The following is a 26,667-nucleotide window of genomic DNA, read 5'->3' as shown; positions in this document are numbered from 1 at the left end:
TCCTACGCGGCTCAGGCCGCGCCCTTCTCTCCGAAAGACCAGCTCTCATGTCCACACTCACGCTTTCCCCTGCCACGGCCGCCGAGGCCGTCTCGCCGAACCGGCGGTGGGCCGTCCTCGCCGTCATCCTCATCGCCGACGTCCTGGACCTCCTGGACGCGACGATCACCAACATCGCCGCACCCACCATCAGCAAGGACCTGAACGGGGGCGCCGCCCTCATCCAGTGGCTCGGCGCCGCCTACGCCCTCGCGCTCGGTGTGCTCCTCGTCGTCGGCGGACGCCTCGGCGACAAGTTCGGCCGCCGCCGCGTCTTCCTCGTCGGCCTCACCGGCTTCACCGTCGCCTCCATCGCCTGCGGACTGTCCTTCAGTCCCGCCTCGATCATCGTCGCCCGCCTCGTCCAGGGTGCCTTCGGCGCCCTTCTGATCCCGCAGGGCTTCGGCATCCTCGGTGCCGTCTTCCCGCGTGACCAGATCGGCAAGGCGTTCAGCGCCTTCGGTCCGACCCTCGGCATCTCCGCCGTCGGCGGCCCGATCCTCGCCGGCTTCCTCATCGACGCCGACCTGTTCGGCGCCGGCTGGCGCTCCATGTTCCTCATCAACATCCTGCTCGGCGGCTTCGCGATCGTCGCCGCCGTCAAGCTCCTGCCGAAGGACACCGGCGACTCCACCACCGCCGTCGACGGCATCGGCTCCGGCCTGCTCGCCGGCACCATGCTCGGGCTGCTCTACGGCCTGATCGAGGGCTCCTCCAACGGCTGGAACCTCGTCCCGTTCGCCTCGCTCGCCGCCGGCCTCGTCTTCTTCGGCCTGTTCTGCCACCGCCAGCGCACCGCCGCCAGCCCGCTCATCCAGCCGTCGCTGCTCAAGAACCGCGGCTTCACCTCCGGCCTCATCCTCGGCATCGTGTTCTTCGCCGCCAACGCCGGACTGCTGTTCGTCCTCTCGCTCTTCCTGCAGAACGGTCTGGGCTACTCCCCGATGCGCGCCGCGCTCGGCCTCGCCCCCGTCGCCGCCGGCATCGTCGTCGCCTCCATCGCCTGCTACCAGCTCGTCGGCAAGCTCGGACGCAACCTCGTCCTCATCGGCCTGCTGATCACCCTGATCGGCACCGGCTGGCTGCTCGCCCTCGTCCACGCCTACGGCACCGACCTCGGCACCTGGTCGCTGCTCACCCCGATCCTGATCATCGGTCTCGGCATGGGCACCTGCTTCGGCACCATCTACGACGTCACCATCGGTGACATCGACCCCAAGGAAGCCGGCAGCGCCAGCGGCTCCCTCAGCGCCGTCCAGCAGCTCGCCAACGCCATCGGCGCCGCCGTCGTCACCACGGTCTACTTCAAGACCCTCGCCTCCGACGACGAGGCCCACGCCATGACCTACAGCCTGATCGTCGTCGCCTGCGTCGCGCTCCTCAGCACCGGCCTCGTGTGGCTCATGCCGCGCAACGCCCAGCCCGACGACGACCACTGATCCCGCACCACCGGCCGGCCCTTCACGTTCGACGCCGTCACCCCGAGGCCTGGAAGGCGGAGATGGCGGAGTACGTGCCCGCCGCCTACGCCGACGGCCTGCTCGACTACTGGCGCTCCACCGACGGCAAGCCCGTCGACCTCACCACCGCCGTCGAGGAGCTGACCGGTCACCCGGCGCGCAGCTTCGCGGTGTGGGCCGAGGAGAACGCCGCCGAGTTCGTGAAGTAACCGCCGCATCCCGGGTGTTCCCGGTGTCCGCGGTATCCCGGCGGGTCGTCAGTCGCTGTCGTGGACGCGGAGCGTTCGCCAGACCAGTTCCAGAACGAGCCCGGCCGCGAGAGCGACCCCCACCGCCACCCACGGACCCTCCGTACCCACCAGCTTGAGCGCGAAGAACTTCTGCAGCCAGGGCGTGACCAGCACGATCAGGAAGCCCGCGCCCATCGCCAGCACCAGGCAGACCCGCCACAGCGTGTAGGGGCGGGCGACGATGGCCAGCACCCACATGGAGATCAGGAACAGGGTGAGGGTCGCGTTGCTGGTCTCGGCGTCCAGCGCCCCGTCACCGGTGTAGTGGTGGCGGGCCAGCAGGTACTCGCCGAACGTCGCCACCCCGCAGATGACGCCCGCGGGCGCCGAGTACCGCATCACCCGTCGTACGAAGTGCGGCTTGGCCCGCTCCTTGTTGGGAGCGAGCGCCAGGAAGAACGCCGGGACACCGATGGTCAGGGTGGACAGCAGCGTCAGATGGCGGGGCAGGAACGGATACGGCACCTGCCAGAAGACCACCAGCAGCGCCAGCAGCACCGAATAGACGGTCTTGGTGAGGAACAGCGTCGCCACCCGCGTGATGTTCCCGATGACGCGGCGGCCCTCCGCGACCACCGAGGGCAGCGTCGCGAAGCTGTTGTTGAGCAGCACGATCTGCGCGACGGCCCGGGTCGCCTCGGATCCCGAGCCCATGGAGACGCCGATGTCGGCGTCCTTGAGGGCGAGCACGTCATTGACGCCGTCGCCGGTCATCGCGACGTTGTGGCCCCGGGACTGGAGCGCGGCGACCATGTCGCGCTTCTGCTGCGGGGTGACCCGGCCGAAGACCGCGCCGTTCTCCAGCACGTCCGCCATCGCGTCCCGGTCGGTGGGCAGTTGGCGGGCGTCGACCGGGTGCTCCGCGCCGGGCAGCCCGAGCTTGCCGGCGACCGCGCCGACCGAGATCGCGTTGTCGCCGGAGATGACCTTGGCGTGGACGCCCTGTTCCTCGAAGTACCGCAGGGTGTCGGCGGCGTCGGGGCGCAGCCGCTGTTCCAGGATGACCAGCGCCTGCGGGACGACGTCCGTGGCGACGCCCGGATCGTCGAGCCGGCGGTCGGTGCGCGCGAGCAGCAGCACCCGCAGGCCCTGGTTGTTGAGTTCGTCGATGTCGGCGAGGGCGGTGTGGCCGGTGGGCAGCAGGATGTCGGGCGCGCCGAGCAGCCAGGTGCTGCTGTCGCCGTCGGGCTCGTTGAAGGCGGCGCCGCTGTACTTGCGCGCGGAGGAAAAGGGCAGCGCCTCGGTGCACCGCCAGCCGTCGCTTCCGGCCCCGTCCTTCACCGTCACCGGGTAGGCGGCGACGATCGCCTGAAGGCTGGCGTTGGGCCGCGGGTCGGAGCCGCCGAGCGCGCCGAGCACCTGCTGGACGTACGGCTCAGTGGCGCCGTCGAGCATCCGCAGCCCGGTGACGTCCATCCCGCCCTCGGTGAGGGTGCCGGTCTTGTCGAGGCAGACGACGTCGACCCGCGCCAGGCCCTCGATGGCGGGGAGTTCCTGCACCAGGCACTGCTTGCGGCCGAGCCGGATGACGCCGATCGCGAAGGCGACGGAGGTCAGCAGCACCAGTCCCTCGGGGACCATGGGCACGATGCCGGCGACCGTACGGCGCACCGCCTCGCGCCAGTTGTGGTTCTGGAGCACGAGCTGGCTGATGATCAGGCCGATCGCGGTCGGCACCATCATCCACGTCACGTACTTGAGGATCTCGCTGATGCCGTTGCGCAGTTCGGAGTTGACGAGGGTGAAGCGGGACGCCTCCTCGGCGAGCTGCGCGGCGTAGGCCCCCCGGCCGACCTTGGTGGCGGTGAACGCGCCGCCGCCGGCGACGACGAAGCTGCCGGACATGACGGGGTCGCCCGGTTTCTTCAGCACCGGGTCGGCCTCACCGGTGAGCAGCGATTCGTCGATCTCCAGCCCCTCGGCCTCGACGACCTCGCCATCGACGACGGCCTTGTCGCCCGGGCCCAGCTCGATGAGGTCGCCCAGCACGATCGCGGAGGTGTGGATCTCGACGGCCGTGCCGTCGCGGCGCACGGTGGGCTTGGCCTCGCCGATGACGGCGAGGCTGTCGAGGGTCTTCTTGGCGCGCATCTCCTGGATGATGCCGATCGCCGTGTTGGCGACGATGACGAAGCCGAAGAGGCCGTCCTGGATCGGTCCGACGACGAGGATGACGAGGAAGAGCACGCCGATGATGGCGTTGAACCGGGTGAAGACGTTGGCCTTGACGATCTCGGTGGTGGAGCGCGACGACCGCACCGGAACGTCGTTCACCTCGCCCCGGGCCACCCGCTCGGCGACCTCACTGCTGGTCAGTCCGGCGTTGCGGGCAACGACCTGGATGTCCGTGCGATCCGTCATGGCACCGACGCTACGTGCGGTTCGCCCGGTTCACCCGCCGGACGGAGCGGTCCGGGTGACCGTTCGGACGGGTATGGGGTGATGTTCTACGGGGTGACGTTCCGGCCGTCCTGCCGGGCTTCGCGCTGTGCGGCTTCCCGCTGCAGGGCCGCGTTGCGCCTCCGGACGTACCAGAGGCCGAAGAGGCCGAGCAGGCTGCCGGCGAGGCAGGTCCAGATCCACCAGGCGTGGCCGTGGTCGGCGTACCAGCCGTAGAAGGGGAGCTGCCCGATGAAGAGCACGAACCAGACGACCGTGCCGACGAGGACGGTCGCGATGTCGTTCGCTTCCAGCGGCTCGGGTGTCTCGTGCGTGGCTTTCCACTTGCTCATGCGGTCAGGGTACGTGGTGCCGGCAGGTGCCCCATGGTGGGGTGCGGCCGGTCGCCGCAAGGGTCTACGCGCGGAGATAGCGCTCGATCACTCGTTTGTTCATACTGAAGCGGTCCCCCGGTGACTGGTTTCAGTCGTACGAACGCACAAATAGAGGACCTACATGTCCCCCTCGGCCACCGCCTCGGTCGACGCCAAGAACCCGTCACCCGCACCGCCCAAGAACGGCCTCGACCGCTTCTTCCGGATCTCCGAGCGGGGATCGTCGGTCTCCCGCGAGGTCCGGGGCGGGCTCGCCACCTTCTTCGCGATGGCCTACATCATCGTGCTGAACCCGATCATCCTCAGTTCCGGCGTGGACAAGTACGGCCACCACCTGGACGGTGGCCAGCTGGTCACCGCCACCGTGCTGACCGCCGCCTTCACCACCCTCCTGATGGGCGTCATCGGGAATGTGCCGATCGCGCTCGCGGCCGGCCTCGGTGTGAACACCGTCGTCGCCCTGCAGCTCGCACCCAGGATGAGCTGGCCCGACGCGATGGGCATGGTCGTCCTGGCCGGTTTCGCGATCATGCTGCTGGTCGCCACCGGGCTGCGCGAGCGGGTGATGAGCGCGGTACCGCTGGGGCTGCGCAAGGGCATCGCGATCGGCATCGGCCTGTTCATCATGCTGATCGGCCTCGTCGACTCGGGCTTCGTCACCCGAATCCCGGACGCCGCGCACACCACCGTCCCGCTGCAGCTGGGCTCGGACGGCCACCTCAACGGCTGGCCGGTGCTGGTCTTCATCCTGGGCGTGCTGCTCACGCTGGCCCTGATCATCCGCAGGGTGCCGGGCGCGATCCTGATCAGCATCGTCGCGATGACGGTGCTGGCCCTGATCATCGACGCGGTCGCGGACATCCCCGGCATGGCCTGGGGGCTGACCGTCCCCGAGTGGCCCGGCAACCCGGTGGCCGGCCCGGACTTCGGACTCATCGGCAACGTCAGCCTCTTCGGCGGCTTCGGCGAGGTCGGGATACTGACCGGGGTGCTGTTCGTCTTCACCGTGCTGCTGTCCTGCTTCTTCGACGCGATGGGCACGATCCTCGGCGTCAGCGACGAGGCGCACCTGCTGGACGAGAAGGGCGACCTGCCCGGCATGAACAAGGTGCTGATGGTCGACGGCATCGCCACCGCCCTCGGCGGCGCCACCTCCAGCTCCGCCAACACCTGCTTCGTGGAGTCCACGGCCGGTGTCGGCGAGGGTGCCAGGACCGGCCTCGCCAGCATCGTCACCGGGCTGATGTTCGTGCTCGCGCTGTTCTTCACCCCGCTCGCCACGATGGTCCCGGCCCAGGCCGCCACTCCCGCGCTGATCGCGGTCGGCTTCCTGATCCTGGCGAACAGCGTCCGGGACATCGACTGGGACGACTTCACGATCGCCGTCCCGGCGTTCCTGACGATGGTGATGATGCCGTTCACGTACTCCATCACCAACGGCATCGGCATCGGCTTCGTCAGCTTCTGCCTGCTGCGGCTGGCCGCGGGGCGCGGCCGTGAGGTGCCGGTGGCCCTGTACGTGGTCGCGGCGGTCTTCGGCTTCTACTACCTGATGCCGGCCCTCGGCCTGACCTGAGGCCCGGCCTGGGCCCGGCCTGACCGCCCCGGTGTTGTCGGGGTGGTGTCGGGATGGTGTCGGGGTGCCACTCACCCCGGCGGAGCGGCGTAGAACCGCTCCGTCTCGTCGACGGCGGTCTTGAACCGCTCGTCGAAGTCGTCGCGAACGAGCGTCCGGACCACGTAGTCCTGGACGCTCGTTCCGCATTTGGCGGCGTGGTCACGGAGCCGATCCAGCAGGTCGGCGTCTATACGCAGGCTGAGCACTCTCGATGCCATATGCCAAAGGTCCCCGCCGGGGGTGGTTCCAGGTGTCGTTTTCGGGCGCTAACTCACTCATATGGGTGAGGTTTACTTAGCCTAGGTAATGAGCTACGCTAATGAATGTGACCGAACTGTCCGAGGACGACCGCGCCGCAGTGAACTCTCTGCGCTCCGCAGTGATGCGACTGTCGCGGCGACTGCGCCACCAGCGGGTGGACGAGTCGCTCAGCCCGACCGAGATGTCCGTGCTGGGTACCCTCGCCCGCTGCGGCTCCGCCACACCCGGGGAGCTGGCCCGCAAGGAGCACGTCCAGCCGCCCTCCATGACGCGCATCGTCGCGATGCTGGAGGCCAAGGACCTCGTCCGCCGGGACCCGCACCCCGACGACCGCCGCCAGGTGGTCGTCAGCCAGACGGAGCAGGCCGAGGCGATGCTCGAGGAGAGCCGCCGCAAGCGCAACGTGTGGCTGGCGCAGCTCACGGAGGGGCTGAGCGACGACGAGCGCGCCGTGCTGCGTGCCGCCGCGCCGGTCCTGGAGAAGCTCGCGCAGCTGTAGTGACACCCGAGACGTTCCGAGAAGCAGTGACACCCGAGATGTAGTGATACCCGACCGGCGGACGGCGGGTGCAGAAGAACGTGGAACAACCAGAAGTGAAGCGCAACGCCACACAGGGGAGGCGAACCTAGATTGAGTTCGGCAGCCGGCTCAGACACCGCACCCGGACAAGAACCCGATACGACCACGAAGCGCGGCATGTTCAGCTCGCTCAAGGTTCGTAACTACCGGCTCTTCGCGACCGGCGCCGTGGTGTCCAACACCGGCACCTGGATGTCGCGGATCGCCCAGGACTGGCTGGTGCTCAGCATCACCGGTTCTTCTTTCGCGGTGGGTATCACCACCGCGCTGCAGTTCCTGCCGATGCTGCTCTTCGGCCTGTTCGGCGGTGTCATCGCCGACCGTTACCCCAAGCGGCAGATCCTGCTGTGCACCCAGGCCGCGCTCGGCGGGCTCGGGCTGCTGCTCGCCGCACTGACGCTCAGCGGGCACGTCCAGGTCTGGCACGTGTACGTCATCGCCTTCGCCCTCGGCATGGTGACCGTCGTCGACAACCCGGCCCGGCAGACCTTCGTGGTCGAGATGGTCGGCCCCGGCGAGATCCGCAACGCGGTCTCGCTGAACTCCGCGAACTTCCAGGCCGCCCGGCTGATCGGCCCCGCCGTCGCCGGTGTCCTGATCACCGCGGTCGGCAGCGGCTGGGCATTCCTGCTCAACGGGCTGTCGTTCCTCGCCCCGCTCGCCGGCCTGCTGATGATGCGCACCGCTGAGCTGCACAAGGTCGAGCGGGTGCCGCGCGGCAAGGGCCAGCTGCGGGAGGGCCTGCACTACGTCGCCGGGCGCCCGGAGCTGATCTGGCCGATCGTGCTGGTCGGGTTCATCGGGACCTTCGGCTTCAACTTCCCGATCATCCTCACCGGCTTCGTCAACCACGTCTACCACTCCGGTGCGAGCACCTACGGGCTGCTGAACACCATCATCGCGCTGGGCTCGCTCGGCGGCGCGCTGCTCGCGGCCCGCCGCGGACGGACCCGGCTGCGGCTGCTGGTGGCCGCCGCGTTCGCCTTCGGGGCGCTGGAGGTGGTGGCCGCGGTGGCGCCGTCCTTCTGGATGTTCGCGCTCCTGCTGCTGCCGATCGGCGTCTTCGGGATGACGTTCAACACCTCGGCCAACGCCTCGGTGCAGCTCGCCTCCGACCCCGCCATGCGGGGCCGCGTCATGAGCCTGTACATGATGGTCTTCGTCGGTGGCACCCCCATAGGCGGCCCGGTCGTCGGCTGGGTGACGGACACCTACGGGGCCCGCGTCGGGTTCCTGTCCGGCGGCCTCGTCGCGGCGCTCGCGGCGGTCGGTGTCGGCCTGGTGCTGGCCCGGGTCGGCGGGCTGCGGCTCAAGGTGGACCTGCACCGGGGAAAAGACCACCGGCTGATCGAGTTCGTGCCCCGTGAGGGCGCGGCCGCCCCACTGGTGACGGCCGCGTGAGGCCGTCGGCATGAGACTGTTCGCCGCGGTCCTGCCGCCCTCCGGGGTGGCGGACGAACTCGATCTGGCCGTCTCCCCGCTCCACCGGCTCCCCGGAGCCGGCCGGCTGCGCTGGACCGAACGCGCCGGATGGCACTTCACGCTCGCCTTCCTCGGCGAGGTCGCCGACGGGACGCTCCCCGCGCTGCGGGACGGCCTCGCCGCCGTCGCGCGGCGGTACGCGCCCTGCGAACTGCAGCTGTCCGGCGGCGGCCGGTTCGGCGAGCGGGCGCTGTGGGCGGGCGCCGCGGGCGACACCGGCCGGCTCGCGGAACTGGCGGACTCCGTCCAGAGCGCCGCCCGGCAGGCCGGCGTCGATCCGGCGCAGGAGCACGCGTACACCCCGCACCTCACGCTGGCCCGCAGCCGCGGCGGCGTGGCCCTCGGCCCGTACGCCGCCGCGCTCGACGGTTTCCTGGGTACGCCGTGGTCCGCGGACACCCTCGCGCTGGTGCGCAGCCACCCGGCGCCGGACGCCCACTACGAGACGGTGGCGACCTGGCCGCTGGGCCGGTGACCCCGGCCGGTTAACCTCGACACGTGGACCCCAAGACCCGAACCCGTGTAGTGACCGCCGCCCTCGTCCTGATGCTCGTCGTGGTGGTCGCGGGCGCACTGCTGCGCTGAGAGGCCGTCGCGCCCGCCCGCGGCCACCGGCCCCGCCCGCCGGGCCCCGGTTCTCACCGGGACCCGGCCTGGCCGGGTCCTACCAGGCGAAGGCTTCCGGGGACGGCCCCGGGCCGGGGAAGACCTCGTCCAGTGCGGACAGGAACTCCTCCGACAGCTTCAGCTCGACCGCGTTGAGCGCCGAGTCCAGCTGCGCCTGCGTCCGCGGGCCGACGATCGGCCCGGTCACCCCGGGCCGGGTCAGCAGCCACGCCAGACCGACATCACCGGGCGCCAGGTCGTGCTTGTCGCACAGGTCCTCGTACGCCTGGATCTGGTCGCGCTGCGCCGCGCTCTTGAGCGCGTCCGCGCTGCGGCCGGACGTCGAGCGCGCGCCGCCGCCCTCGCGCTCCTTGCGGAGCGCCCCGCCGAGCAGCCCGCCGTGCAGCGGCGACCACGGGATGACCCCGAGGCCGTACGCCTGCGCCGCCGGGATGACCTCCATCTCGGCACGCCGCTCGGCCAGGTTGTACAGGCACTGTTCGCTGGTCAGGCCCAGCGAACCGCGACGGGCGGCCGCCTCGTTGGCCTGCGCGATGTTCCAGCCGGCGAAGTTCGACGAACCGGCGTACAGGATCTTGCCCTGCTGCACGAGGACGTCGACGGCCTGCCAGATCTCGTCCCAGGGCGTGTTCCGGTCGATGTGGTGGAACTGGTAGAGGTCGATGTAGTCCGTACCGAGCCGCTTCAGGCTCGCGTCGGCGGCACGGCGGATGTTGAGGGCGGAGAGCCGGTCGGCGTTCGGCCAGGCGTCACCCTCGGCGGCCATGTTGCCGTAGACCTTCGTCGCGAGAACGGTCTTCTCGCGGCGCCCGCCTCCCTTGGCGAACCAGGACCCGACGATCTCCTCGGTGCGGCCCTTGTTCTCGCCCCACCCGTACACATTGGCGGTGTCGAAGAAGTTGACGCCCGCGCCGAGCGCGGAGTCCATGATCGCGTGACTGTCGTTCTCATCGGTCTGGGGACCGAAGTTCATGGTGCCGAGCACCAGGCGGCTGACTTTGAGACCCGTGCGTCCGAGCTGCGTGTACTCCATGACCCCTAAGCCAAGCTCTTCGAGTGCGCTCGAAGCAAGGGGGTGGCCGCCCGCTGGGACGGGCGTGTCAGGGGGCGCCGCGCCTATCGGCCCGCATACGGTCCGCCGACCCCCCAGGCCTGGTGCATCGCGTCGGCGAACGCGGCCGCGAGGCGGTGTTCGCCGGAGGGACCGGGGTGCGTGCCGTCGTAGGTGTCGGTGAACAGCTCGTAGCCGTCCGGCCGGGACGCGAGCAGCAGGGGAGAGGCGCCGGTGTCCAGATCGGCGACGGCCTTGGCCATCCGGACGTTGAGGTCCCGGCACTGCTCGGCGAAGGGGAGATCGTGGTCGGCCCGGATGTTGGGTATCACCGGCAGCAGCACCATGCGGATCCGCGGATTGGCGGACCGTGCCTCGCCGACGAAGCTCCGCAGGTTCTCCGCGGTCTGCTCGGCGGTCGTGTAGAAGCCGAGATCGATCAGACCGAGCGAGATCAGCAGGAGATCGGGACGGTGCGCGCGCACCGCGTCCCCGATCAGCGGCGCCATGTGCAGCCAGCCCTCACCCCAGCCGGCCAGATGCCGCCGGGCGTCCGCCGGGAAGGCCGGGTCGGCGTACGCGTGCGAGACGGGCTCGCCGCGCTCCTTGTCGTGCAGCGCGGTGCGCGGGCCGACCACCGTGAACGGCTCGCCGAGCGAGCACAGGTGCTGCCACATGCGGTAACGCCAGGTGAAGTCGCCCGCGCTGCCGATGGTCATGGAATCGCCGACGAACATATAACGCACGCTGAGATCATCGCGGATACCCGGCCCCGGCCGCGATGCCCGGCGGCGTGAAGCCCGACACATGACGGGATGGCAGGCTGGGGGCATGCCGCGCTCCCGCATCGCCCTCGCCGCCTCAGTCGCCGCCGCGGCGTTCGCCGTTCTCGGACCGGTGCCGGGGGCCGTCGCCGACGGCGGGCCCGCCGTCGCGTTCACCATCAGCGACCCCCGGATCACCGAGTCCAGCGGACTGGCCGCCAGCCACCTCCACAAGGGCGTGTACTGGACCCACAACGACAGCGACGACGGCCCGTACGTCTACGCGGTGGACTCCGCGACCGGCAGGACCGTCGCCAGGGTCACGATGCGCGGCATCGACCCCCGTGACGTGGAGGCGATCTCCATCGGCCCGGACGGCGACATCTACGTCGGCGACATCGGCGACAACCTCGGCGGGACCTGGCCGCATGTGTGGATCTACCGGTTCGCCGAGCCCAAGCAGCTGGGGAACACGACGGTGGACGTCATCCGCTACACGGTCCAGTACGAGGGCGGCCCGCGGAACGCGGAGGCGCTGATGGTGCACCCCAAGACCGGCCGGGTCTACATCGCCAGCAAGAACGAGGACGGCGGCGCCCTGTACGCGGGCCCGAAGAAGCTCAGCCCGAAGGGGGTGAACGTCTTCCGGAAGATCGCCGAGGTGCCCTGGGTGACCGACGGTTCGTTCTCGCCCGACGGCACCCGGCTGGTGCTGCGCGGCTACTTCTGGGCGACCGCCTGGCGGTGGTCCGGCGACGCCCCGACGAAGATCGGCAGCCTCGATGTGCCGATGCAGCGGCAGGGCGAGTCGGTGGCCTTCACCCCGGACGGCCGAGCGCTGATGTACGGCAGCGAGGGGAAGAACAGCGAGGTCTGGCGGGCGCCGCTCAACGGCGAGGACCTGCCGGACTCCGTGGCCCCGGACGCCACCGGATCCGCCGGCACGGGCCGGCCGGGCGGCAAGGGACCGGCCGCGGACGCCGCCAAGGACGGCTCGTCCGGCCACAGTGTGACCGTCGTCGGTTTCGCGGTGCTCGCCGCGATCTTCGTCGCGGCCACCGGCCTGCGCCGGATCCTTCGCCGCCGTCCCGACTGACGAGGGGCCCGGCCGTCACCGGCCGGACCCCTCGTCAGTCGTGCGTCGCGGGTGCGGTTACAGCTTGTCGATGACGTAGTCGATGCAGACCGTCAGCGCCTCGACGTCGGCCGGGTCGACCGCCGGGAACATCGCGACCCGCAGCTGGTTGCGGCCCAGCTTGCGGTACGGCTCGGTGTCCACGATGCCGTTGGCGCGCAGCGCCTTCGAGATCTGGGTGGCGTCGATCGCGTCGTCGAAGTCGATGGTGCCGATGACCTGCGAGCGCTGCTCCGGGTCGGCCACGAACGGCGTCGCGTACGACGACTTCTCGGCCCAGACGTACAGCCGCGACGAGGAGTCCGCGGTGCGGGCGACCGCCCAGTCCAGGCCGCCCTGGCCGTTGATCCAGTCGAGCTGGTTGGCGAGCAGGAAGAGCGTGGACAGCGCCGGGGTGTTGTACGTCTGGTTCTTCGTCGAGTTGTCGATCGCGGTCGGCAGGTCGAAGAACGCGGGGATGTGCCGGCCGGACGCGGCGATCTCGGCGGCGCGTTCCAGCGCGGCCGGGGAGAACGCGGCCAGCCACAGGCCGCCGTCCGCCGCGAAGGACTTCTGCGGGGCGAAGTAGTAGACGTCCGTCTCGGTGATGTCGACCGGCAGGCCGCCCGCACCGGAGGTGGCGTCCACCAGGACGAGTGAACCGGCGTCGGCGCCCTGTACGCGCTTGATGGGTGCGGCGACACCCGTCGAGGTCTCGTTGTGCGTGAACGCGTACACGTCCACACCGGCCTCGGCGACCGGCACCGGGTGGGTACCCGGGTCGGACTTGACGACCGACGGGTCGTCCAGCCACGGCGCGAGCTTGGCCGCGGTCGCGAACTTGGAGGAGAACTCGCCGAACGACAAATGCTGGGACTTCTGCCGGATCAGACCATGGGTGGCGATGTCCCAGAACGCGGTGGACCCGCCGTTGCCGAGCACTACCTCATAGCCCTCGGGCAGGGAGAACAGCTGCCGGACACCTTCACGGACCTGGCCCACCAGGTTCTTCACCGGAGCCTGCCGGTGAGAGGTGCCGAGCAGGGACGTGCCGGTCGCGGCCAGCGCTTCGACCGCCTCCGTCCGTACCTTGGAGGGGCCCGCGCCGAAACGGCCGTCGGCGGGCTTGATGTCAGCGGGAATCTGGATATCAGCCACGGGCGAAGCGTAATCCGTCCTGAACCCGGTCCCGCTACTGGTCCACCCGGTGAGACAAGGTTGGCGTATGGATCTTGAGCAGGCGATGCGGGCGGCGGTACGCGGCACGGTCGCGTTCGACGCGGGGGCGCGGGCGCTGGTGACGATGGACGCGTCGAACTACCGGAGGGTCCCGCTGGGCGTGGTGGCGCCCCGCGACGCGGACGACGTGGCGGCGGCGCTGGCGGTGTGCCGCGAGTACGGCGTGCCGGTGGTGCCGCGCGGCGGGGGCACCTCGATCGCCGGGCAGGCGACGGGGGTCGGAGTGGTGCTGGACTTCACCCGCCACATGCGGGCGATCGAGCACATCGACCCCGAGGCGCGCACCGCGGTCGTGCAGCCGGGTGTGGTCCTCGACGATCTGCGGGCGGCGGCCGCCGGCCACGGGCTGACCTTCGGCCCGGATCCGTCCACCCACAGCCGCTGCACCCTCGGCGGCATGATCGGCAACAACGCGTGCGGCTCGCATTCGGTCGCCTGGGGGACGACCGCCGACAACGTGCACGAGCTGGAGGTGCTGACCTACGGCGGGGAGCGGGCCACCCTCGGCCGCGGCCTGCCGGGGCCGCTGCACGACCGGACCGCCGCCTTCGCCGACGAGCGGCTGTCCGTGCTCCGCACCGGCTTCCCCGACCTGCCGCGCCGGATCTCCGGCTACGCCCTGGACCGGCTGCTCCCCGAGCACGGCCGGGATCTGGCGCGTGCCTTCACCGGCAGCGAGGGCACCCTGGGCGTGCTGACCCGCGCCACCGTACGGCTGGTGGAGCCGCCGGCCGCCCGCGCGCTGGCCGTGCTCGGGTACGAGGACGAGAGCGCCGCCGCCGAAGCCGCGCACCTGCTGCTGCCCCACCACCCGCTGACCGTCGAGGGCATGGCGGCCGACCTGGTGGGCGCCGCCGCCCGGGAGTCGCTGCCGCGCGGCGCCGCCTGGCTGTTCGTGGAGATGGGCGGCGGCACCGCGGCCGAGGCGCGGGCCCGCGCCTCGGAGCTGTGCCGCCACGCCGCCGCCGACGGCGCCAGGGACCACACCGTCGTCTCGGAGCCGGCCGACCAGCGCGCCCTGTGGCGGATCCGCGAGGACGCCTCGGGGACCGCGACCCGGATGCCCGACGGCACCGAGGCATGGCCCGGCTGGGAGGACTGCGCGGTGCCACCGGACCGGCTCGGCGCGTATCTGCGGGAGTTCAGGACGCTGCTGGGCGAGCACGGCTTGCGCGGCTCCCCGTACGGACACTTCGGCGACGGCTGCGTGCATGTCCGTATCGACTTCGACCTGCTGACGCCGGCGGGCATCGCCCGCTTCCGGCGCTTCTCCGAGGCGACCGCCGACCTGGTCGTCGCCCACGGTGGCTCGCTGTCGGGCGAGCATGGCGACGGCCAGGCGCGGGCGGAACTCCTGCCGAAGATGTACGGCCCCGAACTCGTGGCTCTCTTTGGAGTTTTCAAGGATCTCTGGGACCCGGCGGGCGGAATGAATCCCGGGATGCTCGTCCGCCCCGCTCCTATGGATAGCAACCTCCGCTTCGGCGTGCTGCCGTCCCGTGCGTCGCATCCCGTCGATGTCGAGTTCACCTATCCGGGTGACGGCGGCGATTTCACGGCGGCCGTCCGGCGCTGCGTCGGCGTCGGCAAATGCCGTACGTCCGCGACCACCTCGTCCGGCGGGGACAGCGTGATGTGCCCGTCGTACCGGGTGACGGGGGAGGAGCGGCACTCCACGCGCGGCCGCGCCCGGCTGCTGCACGAGATGCTCGCCGGCGAGATCATCGAGGACGGCTGGCGGTCGGAGGAGGTCCGCGACGCGCTCGACCTGTGCCTTTCCTGCAAGGGCTGCCGCAGCGACTGCCCGGTCGAGGTGGACATGGCGACGTACAAGGCCGAGTTCCTGCACCACCACTACGCAGGACGGCTGCGCCCCCGCTCGCACTACTCGATGGGATGGCTCCCGGTCTGGCTGCGAGCCGCCGCACCGTATGCGCGCGTCCTGAACGCCCTGGCCCGGGGGCCGCTGGCGGGGGTGGCCAAGCGCGCCGGCGGCATCGCGCCGCAACGCCACATCCCCGCGCTGGCCCACGAGCCCTTCCGCACTTGGTGGAACCACCGCGCCCTCCGCCGGCAGGCCGGCCGCCCGGCCGGGGCGGGCAAGACCGCGACGGACGTCGCTGGAACGACCGCGCCCGGCACGACCGCGCCCGGCACGACCGTCGTGCTGTGGCCCGACACCTTCACGAACTATCTGTCGCCGCAGGTCGGACAGGCCGCGGTGAAGGTGCTGGAGGCAGCCGGCCTGCGGGTCGTCCTGCCGCCGAAGGCCGTCTGCTGCGGTCTGACGTGGGTGTCCACCGGGCAGCTGGACCGGGCCCGTACGGTCATGCGCCGCACGGTCGACGCCCTCGCACCCGCGCTGGACGCCGGGCTGCCGATCGTCGTCCTCGAACCCAGCTGTGGGGCGGCGCTCCGCGCCGACCTGCCGGAACTGCTCGGCTCCGGCGATCCCCGCGCGGCCCGGCTGGCCGCCTCCGTCCGGACCTTCGCGCAGGTGCTGGAGGAGCTGGCCCCCGACTGGGTACCGCCCCGCCTCGACCGTGCGGTCGTCGGACAGACGCACTGCCACCAGCACGCCGTGCTCGGCGACGCCGCAGAACGGCGGCTGCGCGAGCGCGCCGGCCTCACCGGCACGCCCTCCGGCGGCTGCTGCGGTCTGGCCGGCAACTTCGGTTTCGAGCAGGGCCACTACGACGTGTCGGTGGCCTGCGCCGAGGAGCAACTGCTCCCGGCGGTCCGGGAGGCACCCGCGGGGGCCGCCGTTCTGGCGGACGGGTTCTCCTGCCGCACGCAGCTCGCGGAGCTGGCCGACACCCCGGGCCGGCACCTGGCCGAACTCCTGGCGGAGGCGCTGCCGGACGCCTGAACCAAGGGCAGGGGGGCCGGACGCCTGAATCCAGGGCGTCAGGACGGCAGGGCCCGCCGACGACTGTGGCCTGCTCCCACCCCGTACGAGGGTGGGAGCAGGCCACAGCATCAACGATTCAGCAGCACCTGACGTGGACTCAGTGCCCGATGCCCGCGAAGCCGTCGACCTCGCGCGGGTCGCGCGGGCCGGGGCCCATGTAGCGGGCGGAGGGGCGGACGAGCCGGCCGGTGCGCTTCTGCTCCAGGATGTGGGCCGACCAGCCCGCCGTCCGGGCACAGGTGAACATCGACGTGAACATGTGCGCCGGAACCTCGGCGAAGTCCAGGACGATCGCCGCCCAGAACTCCACGTTGGTGGCGAGCACCCGGTCGGGGCGCCGCGCGTGCAGCTCCGCGAGCGCCGCCTTCTCCAGCGCCTCCGCGACCTCGAAGCGGGGGGCGCCCAGCTCCTTCGCCGTACGCCGCAGCACGCGCGCACGCGGGTCCTCGGCGCGGTACACGCGGTGGCCGAAGCCCATCAGGCGCTCGCCCTTGTCCAGGGCGCGCTTGACGTAGGCGCTCGCGTCACCGGTCCGCTCGATCTCCTCGATCATGCCGAGGACGCGGGAGGGGGCGCCGCCGTGCAGCGGGCCCGACATGGCGCCGACGGCGCCGGACAGGGCCGCGGCCACGTCGGCACCCGTGGAGGCGATGACGCGGGCGGTGAACGTGGAGGCGTTCATGCCGTGCTCCGCGGCGGACGTCCAGTACGCGTCGACGGCGGCCACGTGCTTCGGGTCGGGCTCACCGCGCCAGCGGATCATGAAGCGCTCGACGATCGTCTGCGCCTTGTCGATCTCCTTCTGCGGCACCATGGCGAGGCCCTGGCCGCGCGCCGACTGGGCGACGTAGGAGAGCGCCATGACGGCGGCGCGCGCGAGGTCGTCACGGGCCTCGTCGACGTCGATGTCCAGCAGCGGTTTCAGACCCCACACGGGGGCGAGCATGGCGAGCGCCGACTGGACGTCGACACGGATGTCGCCGGAGTGCACCGGGATCGGGAACGGCTCGGCAGGCGGCAGGCCCGGATTGAACTTGCCGTCGACCAGCAGGCCCCACACGTTTCCGAATGAGACATGGCTGACGAGATCTTCGATGTCGACGCCTCGGTAACGGAGAGAGCCGCCTTCCTTGTCAGGTTCGGCGATCTCCGTCTCGAACGCGACTACTCCTTCGAGTCCGGGTACGAAGTCGGACATCAGGCGGCTCCTCGTGATGTGGTCGACAGGTGCTTGGCCGGCCGACTGCTTGGACGGCCGTTCCGGTAATGCCCCGCTCGGGTGATGGTCACCCTGCTCCATCGGAGACCCGAGGCCGGAGTCAGAAACGGTATCTCTTGATGTCAAGAGGCCACAGCTGCCCGACCCGCAATTCTGTCGGTTCTGGCACATGACGGGAAGCGTGAGGTGCGGCACACTCTTCGGCCCGGCCGGCCGGTTTCCGGCCCTTTTCCGGCCCGGAAACCCCCTACCGACCACCGCGCCGACCCCACAGGGTCCCCGGCAGGACGGCCCGCGTGGCGCACCGCCGGGACGTACGGGTCCCAGGGGATGCAAGATGTCCGGGTGCAGCATCATGTCGATCCCGCCGTCATGCGCGAGCAGTACCGCGCCCAGGGTCTCACCGAGGCCGAGCTGGCCGCGGACCCGTACTCGCAGTTCACCCGCTGGTTCGCGGACACCGTGACCGCCGGCCTCACCGAGCCGAACGCGATGATCGTCTCGACCGCCGACGCCGAGGGCCGCCCCAGCTCACGGACCGTGCTCCTCAAGGGCTTCGACCCGCGCGGCTTCGTCTTCTACACGAACTACGGCTCCCGCAAGGGCCGCGATCTGGTGGAGAACCCGCAGATCTCGCTGCTCTTCCCCTGGCATCCGATCGCCCGCCAGGTCATCGTCTCCGGCACCGTCGAACGCGTCTCGACGGACGAGACCGCCCGGTACTTCCGCAGCCGCCCGCACGGTTCGCGGCTGGGCGCGTGGGCCAGTGCGCAGTCCTCGGTCGTGGAGTCCCGGGAGGAGCTGGAACGGCGCTACGCGGAGCTGGAGGCGCGCTACCCGGAGGGCAGCGACGTCCCGGTGCCGACGTACTGGGGAGGCATCCGGGTGCGCGCCCGGAGCGTGGAATTCTGGCAGGGGCGCGAAAACCGGCTGCACGACCGACTGCGCTACGAGCGCGCCGACGGGGAGAACAGCGAAACGGGCTCCTGGAACGTCGTACGGCTGGCGCCGTAGAACCCGGCGGCCACGCGGCCTTTCGACAACGCACACGCGGCCTTTCGACAACGCAAACGACCCGCGGGCTGCTCCCTGGAGTTTCCTCCAGGCACCGGCCGGACAAGTCCGACGAGCCCGCGGGTCGGGTGACTGCGTGGGATTGGCCCGCCCCTCGACCCCGTGCACGGAGTCTGCGCGACGAGCTTGGTGCGCGGGACTAGCCCGCAGTCACCTCACGTGTCCGACTGCACATCATGCTGCGAACCACCTCCCTTCATGTGTGACCGCAACATTAGGAACCGGCCCCGGGACGCACAACCGATTTATCGAAATGCCGTGTGGGCTGAGTCACACCGGGGTTGAATGATTCGACGTGCAGCCATTCGATGCGAAGCCGCTCAGTGATGGCGACGAGCAGCTACTCGCCGCTCTGCTCGACGGTATGGAGGCGGGCCTGTGCGCCTTCGACCGCGACGGTGTCATCACCCACTGGAATTCCGAAGCCGTACGGATCCTCGGCTGGTCGGCGGACGATGCCGTCGGCCGCCGCGGCTTCTCGGGCTGGGCCGCCCGTAGCGCCGACGCGCACGACGTGCAGACGAGGCTGCTCGGCGCCATGGACGCGCCCGGCCGCCAGGTGCACGAGTTCGCGCTGCTGACCAAGGACGGCCACCGGGTGCTCGTCCGCACCCAGTCCGCGGCCGTGCAGGGTCAGGACGGCCGCCCCGCCGGGGTCTACTGCGCCTTCTCCGAGGTGCACGCCCAGATCGACCTGGAACGCTCCATCGCGCTCAGCGAGGCGCTCTTCGACGACGCCTCGTGGGGTGTCGTCCTGATCGACGCGGACCTGCGGCCCGCCGTCGTGAACGCGCACGCCGCCCGCCTGCTGCGCACCGGCCGGGACACCCTGCTCGGCCGGCCGCTCGGCGATCTGCTGGAGCAGGGCCTGGAGGAGCTGGAGACGGCGCTGCAGCACGTGCTCGCGGAGGGCAGCCCGCCGGTCCCGTCCGAGCTGTGGCTGAGCCTGCGCGGCGACGAGGGCGCCAAACGGCACTGCTGGCGCAGCGGGTTCGTGCGCCTCGGGTCGCCGCTCGGCGAGGAACCGGTGCCGCTGGGCGTCGGGTGGCTGTTCCTGGACGTAACGGAGGCCAAACTCGCGGAGCAAGAAGGATCGTTGCTGCGCTTCCGGCACAACCAGCTGCACCGGGCCGGGCGTACGGCGTCCGAGTGCGAGGACCCGGTGGAGGCCGCGACCACCTATCTGGACTTCGCGCTGGCCGGGTTCGCCGACCACGCGTTGGTCGACCTCGCCGGGGACGACGGCCGGCTGGTGCGCGCCGCCTCTACCCCGGAGGGGTCCTCGGGGCCGTGTCTGCCCGTCCCGGTCGGCACGATCCCGGTGGCGTACGGGGCGGCGCACCCCGTGCTGCAGGCCGTGGAGCGGATCGGCACCGTACGCGCCAGCTTCGGCGCCCTCGCCGCGGCCGAGCCCGCCTCGCGGGCCAGGATCGACGAGTGGGCGGCGGCCCGCCGTTGGCCCGAGGGGACGGTCCACGGCCTCTCCACGGTCCTGCGGAGCCGCGGACGCACTCTGGGCGCCGTCACGTTCCTGCGGGGCGCGGGGCGCCGTCTCTTCGACCGTTCCGACGCGGCGTACGCGGAGGACGTGGCGGTGCGGGTGGCCGCGGCGCTGGACCTGGCGCAGCAACTGAGCTGAGGGCCGGGCCGAGAGCTGGGCCGAGAGCTGTGCCGGGGCGGCGCCGCCCCGGACGGCCGAACGGCCCGGCGGCCTGCCGCCTCAGCGGCGGATCAGTGGCGGAGGAAGATCCGCACTCAGTGGCGGAAGAAGATCCGCGAGCCGTACTCCTCGAAGATGCGGCCGTTCCAGTCATGGCCGCCGTCCACGTTCCCCGAGCGCAGCAGCGGCGGCGTGATGCCGCGGGCGGCGAGCTCCGCGACCGCGGTGGCGACGACGGCCTGCATGAGTGCGCTGGTCACCACGGTCGAGGCGGGGGCGAAGGGGGCCGGGACGTCGTCGCGGACGATCTCCGCGTCGCCGACGGCGATCTTCGAGTCGAGCACGATGTCGCAGTGGTCCTTGAGGAACGTGCCGGACGCGTGCCGGGGCTTGGTCTCCTTGGCGTAGGCCACGGAGGTGACGCCGATGACCGTCAGGCCGAGGGCGCGGGCGTTCTGCGCCATTTCGACCGGCAGGGCGTTGCGTCCGGACAGCGAGATGACGACGAGGACGTCGCCGGGCTTGGCCGGACTGGTGTCGAGCACGGCGCCCGCGAGGCCGTCGACCCGTTCCAGGGCGCTGCCCAGGGTCGCGGGCATGACGTCGATACCGACGACGCCGGGCACCGCGAGCAGGTTGACCAGGGCGAGGCCGCCCGCGCGGTAGACGACGTCCTGGGCGGCGAGCGAGGAGTGCCCGGCGCCGAAGGCGAAGATCCGGTTGCCGTTGGCGATGGCGTCGGCGATGGCCTTGCCCGCCGCTGTGATACCTGCGGACTCCTCGTCCCGTACCCTCCGGAGAAGGGCGATGGCCGCATCGAAGTATTCGCCGGCCAGATCGTCGCGGGGCTCACTCATGCGGATCACCGTGCGGCCACGCTGCCGTCGCTGTCAAGAATCCCGCGCCGGGGCCGGTTGTCGGTGGGATGCGTCAGAATTGGTGCAGGGCCACGCACTAGCTATTGAGGGGCGCGCATGTCCGGACTCATCGACACGACGGAGATGTATCTCCGCACCATCCTGGAGCTGGAAGAGGAGGGTGTGGTCCCCATGCGCGCCCGAATCGCCGAGCGGCTCGATCAGAGCGGCCCGACGGTCAGCCAAACGGTGGCGCGCATGGAACGTGACGGCCTGGTGCATGTCGCCGGTGACCGTCACCTGGAACTGACCGACGAAGGCCGGCGGACGGCGACGCGCGTGATGCGCAAGCACCGGATCGCCGAATGCCTGCTCGTCGACGTGATCGGCCTGGAGTGGGAGCAGGTGCACGCCGAGGCCTGCCGCTGGGAGCACGTCATGAGCGAGGCGGTGGAGCGCAAGGTGCTGGAGCTGTTGCGGCACCCGACCGAGTCGCCGTACGGGAACCCGATCCCGGGTCTCGAGGAGCTGGGCGAGAAGGCCGAGGCGGATCCCTTCCTGGAGGAGGGCATGGTCAGCCTGGCGGAACTGTCGCCGGGCCCGGCCGGCGCCAGCGTCGTGGTGAAGCGGATCGGCGAGCCGATCCAGACCGATGCCCAGCTGATGTACACGCTGCGGCGGGCCGGTGTGCAGCCGGGCGCGGTGGTGAGTGTGACGACCTCCGCGGGCGGGGTGCTCGTGGGCAGTGGCGGCGAGGCCGCCGAGCTGGGTGCCGAGGTCGCGTCGCACGTCTTCGTGGCCAAGCGGTAGGACCCGCGGTTTGTCCTGGTGGGAGGGGGCGGGGGCCCCGGCGCCTGATGGCGCCGGGGCCCTCCTCCCCTTGTCCCTCCCCTGGTGGTGCTCCCCTCGGAGGACCCGGAACCCCGAGCTTCCCGAGTACTCCGCGCGACCGCTTCCCCTTCGTGTCGCGCCCCGCAGGAGATCTCCCCTCGGCTGCGGCGGTCAATCCTTGAGTGATGTCACTCGAAAGAGCGATGTTGTGCGCGTGGCCCGTCTTGTCGAATAGAAGTTCGATAACGTAGGCGCCGGAAGACCCGACCAGTTCGTCAGGGGGTGCGGCACATGATCCGACGTATCGAGGTGACCGGAGCGGGCTCCGTCCGGCTCGCCGCCTGGGATTATGCCGCCGAGTCCAAGGAGGACGGCTCCGACGACCGACCCGGGGTCCTGCTGCTGCACGGACTCATGGGCCGGGCCTCGCACTGGGCCGGCACCGCCCGCCGGCTCGCCCCCCGCTACCGCGCCATCGCCCTGGACCAGCGCGGCCACGGGCGCAGCGACAAGCCCGAGGGCCCGTACAGCCGGGAGGCGTACCTCGCCGACGCCGAGGCGGCCGTGGAGCAGCTCGGCCTCGCTCCCGTCACCCTCGTCGGGCACTCCATGGGCGGTCTCACCGCCTGGCAGCTGGCCGCCCGCCGCCCGGACCTGGTGCGGGCCGTCGTCGTCTGCGACATGCGCGCCACCGCCCTCGGGGAGGCCAGCCAGCGCGAGTGGGAGTCCTGGTTCGCCTCCTGGCCACTGCCCTTCGCCAGCCTCGCCGACGTCCGCAGGTGGTTCGGTGAGGACGACCCCTGGGCCGATCCTCCGCGCCCCACCAGGGGCGATTTCTACACCGAGATCATGGAGGAGCGTGGTGACGGCTGGCGGCCCGTCTTCGCCCGCCGCCACATGCTCCGCTCCCGGGCCCCCTGGATCCTGGACGCCCACTGGGAGGAGCTCACCCAGGTCCGCTGCCCCGCCCTCGTCGTCCGCGGTCTGGAGGGCGAACTGGGGCGTGCCGAGGCCCAGGAGATGGTCCGCGTCCTGCCCCGCGGCAGCTACGCCGAGATCCCGGACGCCGGCCACCTCGTCCACTGGGAACAGCCCACCGCCTGGTACGAGACGGTGGAGCGCTTCCTCGAGGAGTCCGCGATACCGCGACAGCGCACCGAAACGAGCTGACAGCAGGTGGTGGGCGTTATGCGCCCTCGGCTGCCTGCTCCTCCGGCGGTGTGAAGCTCACGGTGCGCAGGATCGCGACCGTCATGTCGCTGATCTCGCCCCAGTAGTCCACAGCTGCCGTGTCGAGCGTGAAGACCGCGGTGAACGGACCGGTGGGGAACGGCACATAGACCTGGATCTGGCCGGTGAGCAGCGAGGCGTCCTCGCCGGTCGCGGTCATCTCGCCGCCGATGGTGATCTCCCGCATGGAGACGGCGGAGACGGCGGGACCGCACGGCAGGTCCAGCCAGCGCGCGTCGTTGAGCGGGTCGCGGGTCATGATCTCGCGCAGTCCCAGCGCGGCGACCTCGACCGACGGATGGTCGGACTCGACGGCGGAGACGGTGAACGAGCAGTGCGCGATGCCGCCGTCGTCGATGCCGAACAGGCCCATCGCCGAGAAGGCCAGGCCGCCTTCGGTCATCAGCTCGGCGAGTCCCGCGTAGAAGAGCGCGGCCGGCGTCCACAGGTCGTCGTCGCCGTTGGGGAACAGCTCCCGTACGAAGTCGGCCGCGCCCGCGGCGCGTTCCTCCGGGGTGGCGGCGATCGGGAGGGGGTGGAAGCCGTCGGGGACGACGAACCACATGGGAGGTATGTCCGGTCCGCCGAGGGTGGCCGGGATGGAGGGGGTGAGATCGGAAATGGTCATGGAGTCGTGTCGCTCACAGGTCGCCGGGTCGGGGTGCCGCGGGCGCGCCCGCGTGGTCCATCAGGATCGTGTGGGTTTCGAACAGGCGCTTGCCGAGCTTCGCCGGGACGCGTGCCTCGACCCGGACGATGCCGCTCGGGAGCACGGTGAAGGCCGGGGCCTCGGCGTTCGGCGGGAGTTCGGCCAGGAAACGGGCGACGCGCTCGCGCTGGCCGCCGGTCAGCTGGTCGTCGGTCAGGGTGCGGACCGTGCCGTTCAGGTGCTGGACGACCTTGGCGGCGTTGTCGGCCGAGCCGGCGGACATCCGGACCCAGGATCCGTCCGCGAAGGTGATCAGCAGGTCGGCCTTGGTCTCGGCGTACTCCCGGCGTTCCGCCCGCGCGATGCTTTCGCGCGGCGCCTCCCAGAGCACGTCCGCCGGAGCCGTGACGGACGTGATGCCGAGGACGACCAGCCGGCGGTCGGTCACCACCGCGTCGGTGCGGTAGCCCTTGGCCTGCCGGGACGGGTCGAGCTGCCACGGCAGCGTACGGGCCACGGTGCCGGGCGCCGCCCACATGACGGGGAAGTCCTCGACCTCGTTCTCGGGGTCCTGCGGGTCGCCGCGCAGGGCGACGTCGCCGAAGGGCGAGCCCGGCGCGCCGCCCGCGTTGGAGATGAGGTTGAGCAGCAGCGGGATGCCCAGCCAGGCGGCGCGGCCGGCGCGCCGCGTCGTCTGCTCGCTCTTCGTCCGTACGGTGCACTCCGGTCCCGGCGGCCAGCCGGCGGCCACCAGGTCCGGCTGGATGTCGTGGCGGCCGGTGTCCCGGTACCACCGCGAGCCGGAGACGGGCGGGGCCATCCCGGTCGCGAAGCGCAGTGTGGTGCGGAACAGCGAGGCCTCGCCCGCGTCCGGATACCAGTCCATCGTCTCGCCGTCCTCAGTGCTCGGTGCCCGCCGACCAGGGTGGGGTGGATCGGCGAGCGGTGGATCAGGGTGCGGTGGTTCCGTGGGCGCCGGCCCGGTGGGCGGTGCCTCAGTGGGCGGTGGCCGCCTGGTTGAACCGGTCGCCCGGGTGCAGCGCCTCACCGATGTGCTGCGGGACCGACCATAGCTTCGGTGCGATCTTGATCCCGGCGTCGATACCGCGGCCGAGGCCGGACATCGGGTTGATCGCCCACTTGCCCTTGCTGATGAGATCCAGGCCGCGGGTGCCGAGCCACTGGCCCTTGGCGTAGTTCTGCTCGGCGACCAGGCCGAGCCGGCCCATCATGCCCTCGGCCTTGATCAGTCCGCCGCTCTTGAGGCCCCACAGGCCGATCGTCTTGCCCTTGACGGTGAAGCTGACGGCGCCGGCCACCCGGTCGCCGACACCGACGATGTTGCGGCCGATGGTCGTCACCCCGCGGAAGCCTTCGCCGAGTTCGGCCGCGCGGCCGGCCGCCACGGCGCCGTCGGCGACCTTGACGCCCTTGGAGAACGCCCCGAGGCCGGGGACCGCGCCGAGCGCGTCCAGCCCGATGGACATCCAGCTGACGTCCGCGCCGGCCGCCTTGGCGACGAGGTGCGCCACCAGGGCGAGGGCGCTGGTGGCCACCGCCGCGCCCGCGAAGATCGCGCCGAGCGGCTCGAACGGGGCCGTGATGATGGCGAGCATGCCGAGGATGCCGCTGAGGTCGCCGAGCAGGTCACCGATCAGCTTGATCATGTCGGCGTGGTCCTGGACCCACTTGACCGTGTCGTTCCAGGCGCCCTCGACGCCGCTGACCATGCGGTGGAAGAGGCCCGGCTTGTCGGGCGCCATGTCGCCGGCCTTGTCGAGGTCGTGACTGACGGACTGCGCGGCCCGGATGAAGCGGTTGTGAAGCTCCTCGGCCCGGTGCCGGACGCCCTGCAGGGCGGTGTCGGCGTCGGTGACGTCCTTGTGCTTCTTCTTGTTCTCGTCGGCGGCCGTGGGGCTGGGGGAGGCGCCGGGCTGGGGGTGCGGGGTCTCGGTGCCGCTCGGGAGCCCGGTGGGGTTGGAGCCCAGCGCCCGCTTGGCGTCGTCGAGGGTGTCCTGCTTGGTCGCGGCCTCGCGCTCCAGCGCGGCGGCCTCGTCCTGGAAGCCGTGCAGTTGCTCGGCCCAGCCGCCAATCGCGGTGGCGGCGCGGCCGAAGGAGTCGTGCGCCTTCTTGATCAACGGGGTGACGTCATGGGATATGTGCTGGCTGAAGGCCTTGGCCGCCTCGCCCTTCCAGTAACCGCACTCGATCTGCTGCAACTCGCTGACGGTCGTCGTCAACTCGGTCGTCAGATCGCCCAGTTGCCGGGACAGCGCCCGGGTCTGCTCGACGTCGCCGGGCGTCGGATCGAACCCGAGGTGGGGGAAACTGCGGGTCACGAGCACGTGCCTTCCGGCTTGAGGGAGTTGGCGAGCTGGAGATCGGCGTCGTCGAAGGTCTTGCCGATCTGGTCGATCATCTGGACCGCGGTGTCGGCGTGCTCGCCGATCTGCTTGACGCCGTACTTCCACTCGTCCGCGAAGTCGTGCACGTCGTCGATGAGCTTGGGCGCCCCGACACCCTCACCGTTGGCGTTGCCCATGGTCCTGCTGACGTTCTCCATGCGCTGCGCGATGGTGGAGAACGTTCTGCGCAGGTCCCCCATCACGGTTCCGTTGATCTGCAGATCACCCATGGTTCATCCCGTTGCATTCGTTGAGCGTTGGTCGGTCCGGACCTCTCGGACGGTCACATCCGTGGTCCTGAAGAACGTGCCGGACGGGAGGTCCTCATCGATTGTTCCGTCCGGGCCGCTCCGGCTGATCTTCCAAATGATGGAGATCTTGCGTGGATACGGTGTCCCGTTCGTCATGCGCCGTTGGGCGACGTCACACGGCTGGGACGTCACTGGTGCGGCTGATGGTTCCCCACCCTACGCACGGGCCCAAAGGTGACGGGCCTACAGGTGAAGGGACCGCATCCGGGGTGCGAAACCCG

The 26,667-nt window shown here is 70.9% G+C and carries 24 protein-coding genes; 12 read left to right on the top strand and 12 right to left on the bottom strand.

Annotation, left to right across the window (positions count from 1 at the left end; translation table 11 throughout):
- Positions 1-47: 47 nt before the first annotated feature.
- A complete protein-coding gene (locus C6N31_RS17550) occupies positions 48-1,478 on the top strand; it encodes an MFS transporter (protein WP_138353496.1) in 1,431 nt (476 codons plus the stop codon).
- 62 nt (positions 1,479-1,540) lie between these two features.
- On the top strand, positions 1,541-1,708 hold the full coding sequence (locus C6N31_RS17545) for a hypothetical protein (protein ID WP_164295951.1): 168 nt from the start codon (positions 1,541-1,543) through the stop codon (positions 1,706-1,708).
- Between the two features lie 48 nt (positions 1,709-1,756).
- Here C6N31_RS17545 and C6N31_RS17540 read toward each other — a convergent pair whose 3' ends face one another.
- Together C6N31_RS17540 and C6N31_RS17535 are read right to left on the bottom strand one after the other, a co-directional pair.
- The gene (locus C6N31_RS17540; RefSeq protein WP_198357805.1) at positions 1,757-4,150 is read right to left on the bottom strand and encodes an HAD-IC family P-type ATPase; all 2,394 of its coding nucleotides are present in this window, start codon (positions 4,148-4,150) and stop codon (positions 1,757-1,759) included.
- 86 nt (positions 4,151-4,236) lie between these two features.
- Positions 4,237-4,521 carry a DUF2530 domain-containing protein gene (locus C6N31_RS17535; RefSeq protein ID WP_138353498.1) on the bottom strand — a complete coding sequence of 95 codons (285 nt, stop codon included), beginning with the start codon at positions 4,519-4,521 and terminating at the stop codon, positions 4,237-4,239.
- Positions 4,522-4,684: 163 nt separating this feature from the next.
- Here C6N31_RS17535 and C6N31_RS17530 point away from each other — a divergent pair, with 163 nt between their 5' ends.
- Positions 4,685-6,139 (top strand): NCS2 family permease, encoded by a 1,455-nt coding sequence (locus C6N31_RS17530; protein WP_198357804.1) that lies wholly within the window; start codon positions 4,685-4,687, stop codon positions 6,137-6,139.
- A 71-nt stretch (positions 6,140-6,210) separates the two neighbouring features.
- On the opposite strand, the gene C6N31_RS17525 is transcribed toward C6N31_RS17530, so the two are convergent.
- Entirely contained in the window at positions 6,211-6,399 is a 189-nt protein-coding gene (locus C6N31_RS17525; protein ID WP_138353500.1) for a ribbon-helix-helix protein, CopG family, read from the bottom strand.
- A gap of 101 nt (positions 6,400-6,500) precedes the next feature.
- Between C6N31_RS17525 and C6N31_RS17520 the strand changes: the two genes are divergently transcribed.
- The 3 genes from C6N31_RS17520 (at position 6,501) to thpR (ending at position 8,979) form a co-directional block, all read left to right on the top strand.
- Positions 6,501-6,941, top strand: coding sequence for a MarR family winged helix-turn-helix transcriptional regulator (locus C6N31_RS17520; RefSeq protein WP_138353501.1), 441 nt, complete (start codon positions 6,501-6,503; stop codon positions 6,939-6,941).
- Between the two features lie 132 nt (positions 6,942-7,073).
- Positions 7,074-8,423, top strand: a complete 1,350-nt coding sequence (locus C6N31_RS17515; protein ID WP_164295955.1) for an MFS transporter — start codon at positions 7,074-7,076, stop codon at positions 8,421-8,423.
- Between the two features lie 10 nt (positions 8,424-8,433).
- Complete coding sequence (gene thpR / locus C6N31_RS17510; RefSeq protein ID WP_138353503.1) at positions 8,434-8,979, top strand: RNA 2',3'-cyclic phosphodiesterase; 546 nt, start codon at positions 8,434-8,436, stop codon at positions 8,977-8,979.
- Positions 8,980-9,168: 189 nt separating this feature from the next.
- Here thpR and C6N31_RS17505 read toward each other — a convergent pair whose 3' ends face one another.
- Complete coding sequence (locus tag C6N31_RS17505) at positions 9,169-10,164, bottom strand: aldo/keto reductase (protein ID WP_138353504.1); 996 nt, start codon at positions 10,162-10,164, stop codon at positions 9,169-9,171.
- A gap of 83 nt (positions 10,165-10,247) precedes the next feature.
- Positions 10,248-10,919 carry a GDSL-type esterase/lipase family protein gene (locus tag C6N31_RS17500; protein WP_232485338.1) on the bottom strand — a complete coding sequence of 224 codons (672 nt, stop codon included), beginning with the start codon at positions 10,917-10,919 and terminating at the stop codon, positions 10,248-10,250.
- A 94-nt stretch (positions 10,920-11,013) separates the two neighbouring features.
- Between C6N31_RS17500 and C6N31_RS17495 the strand changes: the two genes are divergently transcribed.
- Positions 11,014-12,042 carry a hypothetical protein gene (locus C6N31_RS17495; protein WP_138353506.1) on the top strand — a complete coding sequence of 343 codons (1,029 nt, stop codon included), beginning with the start codon at positions 11,014-11,016 and terminating at the stop codon, positions 12,040-12,042.
- Between the two features lie 57 nt (positions 12,043-12,099).
- Here the strand turns inward: C6N31_RS17495 and serC are convergent, their stop codons facing one another.
- A complete protein-coding gene (gene serC, locus C6N31_RS17490) occupies positions 12,100-13,218 on the bottom strand; it encodes a phosphoserine transaminase (protein WP_198357803.1) in 1,119 nt (372 codons plus the stop codon).
- Between the two features lie 67 nt (positions 13,219-13,285).
- Here serC and C6N31_RS17485 point away from each other — a divergent pair, with 67 nt between their 5' ends.
- On the top strand, positions 13,286-16,168 hold the full coding sequence (locus C6N31_RS17485) for an FAD-binding and (Fe-S)-binding domain-containing protein (RefSeq protein ID WP_138353508.1): 2,883 nt from the start codon (positions 13,286-13,288) through the stop codon (positions 16,166-16,168).
- Between the two features lie 139 nt (positions 16,169-16,307).
- Here the strand turns inward: C6N31_RS17485 and C6N31_RS17480 are convergent, their stop codons facing one another.
- A complete protein-coding gene (locus tag C6N31_RS17480) occupies positions 16,308-17,408 on the bottom strand; it encodes a citrate synthase 2 (RefSeq protein WP_138353509.1) in 1,101 nt (366 codons plus the stop codon).
- Between the two features lie 393 nt (positions 17,409-17,801).
- Between C6N31_RS17480 and pdxH the strand changes: the two genes are divergently transcribed.
- Together pdxH and C6N31_RS17470 are read left to right on the top strand one after the other, a co-directional pair.
- A complete protein-coding gene (pdxH, locus tag C6N31_RS17475) occupies positions 17,802-18,443 on the top strand; it encodes a pyridoxamine 5'-phosphate oxidase (RefSeq protein ID WP_198357814.1) in 642 nt (213 codons plus the stop codon).
- Positions 18,444-18,798: 355 nt separating this feature from the next.
- Positions 18,799-20,142: a PAS domain-containing protein gene (locus tag C6N31_RS17470; protein ID WP_307811453.1), complete on the top strand. Its 1,344-nt coding sequence runs from the start codon at positions 18,799-18,801 to the stop codon at positions 20,140-20,142.
- A gap of 116 nt (positions 20,143-20,258) precedes the next feature.
- On the opposite strand, the gene C6N31_RS17465 is transcribed toward C6N31_RS17470, so the two are convergent.
- On the bottom strand, positions 20,259-21,020 hold the full coding sequence (locus C6N31_RS17465; RefSeq protein WP_138353511.1) for an SIS domain-containing protein: 762 nt from the start codon (positions 21,018-21,020) through the stop codon (positions 20,259-20,261).
- Positions 21,021-21,137: 117 nt separating this feature from the next.
- Between C6N31_RS17465 and C6N31_RS17460 the strand changes: the two genes are divergently transcribed.
- Together C6N31_RS17460 and C6N31_RS17455 are read left to right on the top strand one after the other, a co-directional pair.
- Entirely contained in the window at positions 21,138-21,830 is a 693-nt protein-coding gene (locus C6N31_RS17460; protein WP_138353512.1) for an iron-dependent transcriptional repressor DtxR, read from the top strand.
- A gap of 312 nt (positions 21,831-22,142) precedes the next feature.
- Positions 22,143-23,021 carry an alpha/beta fold hydrolase gene (locus C6N31_RS17455; protein ID WP_138353513.1) on the top strand — a complete coding sequence of 293 codons (879 nt, stop codon included), beginning with the start codon at positions 22,143-22,145 and terminating at the stop codon, positions 23,019-23,021.
- Between the two features lie 16 nt (positions 23,022-23,037).
- On the opposite strand, the gene C6N31_RS17450 is transcribed toward C6N31_RS17455, so the two are convergent.
- The 4 genes from C6N31_RS17450 to C6N31_RS17435 form a co-directional block, all read right to left on the bottom strand.
- Positions 23,038-23,709 (bottom strand): hypothetical protein, encoded by a 672-nt coding sequence (locus tag C6N31_RS17450; RefSeq protein ID WP_138353514.1) that lies wholly within the window; start codon positions 23,707-23,709, stop codon positions 23,038-23,040.
- A gap of 13 nt (positions 23,710-23,722) precedes the next feature.
- Positions 23,723-24,616 carry a hypothetical protein gene (locus C6N31_RS17445; protein WP_198357802.1) on the bottom strand — a complete coding sequence of 298 codons (894 nt, stop codon included), beginning with the start codon at positions 24,614-24,616 and terminating at the stop codon, positions 23,723-23,725.
- A gap of 109 nt (positions 24,617-24,725) precedes the next feature.
- Complete coding sequence (locus tag C6N31_RS17440; RefSeq protein ID WP_198357801.1) at positions 24,726-26,069, bottom strand: putative T7SS-secreted protein; 1,344 nt, start codon at positions 26,067-26,069, stop codon at positions 24,726-24,728.
- Positions 26,066-26,365 carry a hypothetical protein gene (locus tag C6N31_RS17435; RefSeq protein ID WP_187144916.1) on the bottom strand — a complete coding sequence of 100 codons (300 nt, stop codon included), beginning with the start codon at positions 26,363-26,365 and terminating at the stop codon, positions 26,066-26,068. The genes C6N31_RS17440 and C6N31_RS17435 overlap by 4 nt, the downstream gene beginning before the upstream one ends.
- Between the last annotated feature and the right edge of the window lie 302 nt (positions 26,366-26,667).

It is taken from the genome of Streptomyces fildesensis (assembly GCF_016107395.1).
Taxonomy (GTDB): Bacteria; Actinomycetota; Actinomycetes; order Streptomycetales; family Streptomycetaceae; genus Actinacidiphila; species Actinacidiphila fildesensis.
The sequence above is the reverse complement of the archived record's forward strand: the minus strand, read 5'-3'. Positions and strand labels throughout refer to the sequence as shown.

Excerpts from the sequence above, each read along its gene's own strand:
- C6N31_RS17550 (WP_138353496.1), top strand. The coding sequence starts at position 48 with ATGTCCACACTCACGCTTTCCCCTGCCACGGCCGCCGAGGCCGTCTCG.
- C6N31_RS17545 (WP_164295951.1), top strand. The coding sequence starts at position 1,541 with ATGGCGGAGTACGTGCCCGCCGCCTACGCCGACGGCCTGCTCGACTAC.
- C6N31_RS17540 (WP_198357805.1), bottom strand. The coding sequence starts at position 4,150 with ATGACGGATCGCACGGACATCCAGGTCGTTGCCCGCAACGCCGGACTG.
- C6N31_RS17535 (WP_138353498.1), bottom strand. The coding sequence starts at position 4,521 with ATGAGCAAGTGGAAAGCCACGCACGAGACACCCGAGCCGCTGGAAGCG.
- C6N31_RS17530 (WP_198357804.1), top strand. The coding sequence starts at position 4,685 with ATGTCCCCCTCGGCCACCGCCTCGGTCGACGCCAAGAACCCGTCACCC.
- C6N31_RS17525 (WP_138353500.1), bottom strand. The coding sequence starts at position 6,399 with ATGGCATCGAGAGTGCTCAGCCTGCGTATAGACGCCGACCTGCTGGAT.
- C6N31_RS17520 (WP_138353501.1), top strand. The coding sequence starts at position 6,501 with ATGAATGTGACCGAACTGTCCGAGGACGACCGCGCCGCAGTGAACTCT.
- thpR (WP_138353503.1), top strand. The coding sequence starts at position 8,434 with ATGAGACTGTTCGCCGCGGTCCTGCCGCCCTCCGGGGTGGCGGACGAA.
- C6N31_RS17505 (WP_138353504.1), bottom strand. The coding sequence starts at position 10,164 with ATGGAGTACACGCAGCTCGGACGCACGGGTCTCAAAGTCAGCCGCCTG.
- C6N31_RS17500 (WP_232485338.1), bottom strand. The coding sequence starts at position 10,919 with ATGTTCGTCGGCGATTCCATGACCATCGGCAGCGCGGGCGACTTCACC.
- C6N31_RS17495 (WP_138353506.1), top strand. The coding sequence starts at position 11,014 with ATGCCGCGCTCCCGCATCGCCCTCGCCGCCTCAGTCGCCGCCGCGGCG.
- C6N31_RS17485 (WP_138353508.1), top strand. The coding sequence starts at position 13,286 with ATGGATCTTGAGCAGGCGATGCGGGCGGCGGTACGCGGCACGGTCGCG.
- C6N31_RS17480 (WP_138353509.1), bottom strand. The coding sequence starts at position 17,408 with ATGTCCGACTTCGTACCCGGACTCGAAGGAGTAGTCGCGTTCGAGACG.
- pdxH (WP_198357814.1), top strand. The coding sequence starts at position 17,802 with ATGCGCGAGCAGTACCGCGCCCAGGGTCTCACCGAGGCCGAGCTGGCC.
- C6N31_RS17465 (WP_138353511.1), bottom strand. The coding sequence starts at position 21,020 with ATGAGTGAGCCCCGCGACGATCTGGCCGGCGAATACTTCGATGCGGCC.
- C6N31_RS17460 (WP_138353512.1), top strand. The coding sequence starts at position 21,138 with ATGTCCGGACTCATCGACACGACGGAGATGTATCTCCGCACCATCCTG.
- C6N31_RS17455 (WP_138353513.1), top strand. The coding sequence starts at position 22,143 with ATGATCCGACGTATCGAGGTGACCGGAGCGGGCTCCGTCCGGCTCGCC.
- C6N31_RS17450 (WP_138353514.1), bottom strand. The coding sequence starts at position 23,709 with ATGACCATTTCCGATCTCACCCCCTCCATCCCGGCCACCCTCGGCGGA.
- C6N31_RS17445 (WP_198357802.1), bottom strand. The coding sequence starts at position 24,616 with ATGGACTGGTATCCGGACGCGGGCGAGGCCTCGCTGTTCCGCACCACA.
- C6N31_RS17435 (WP_187144916.1), bottom strand. The coding sequence starts at position 26,365 with ATGGGTGATCTGCAGATCAACGGAACCGTGATGGGGGACCTGCGCAGA.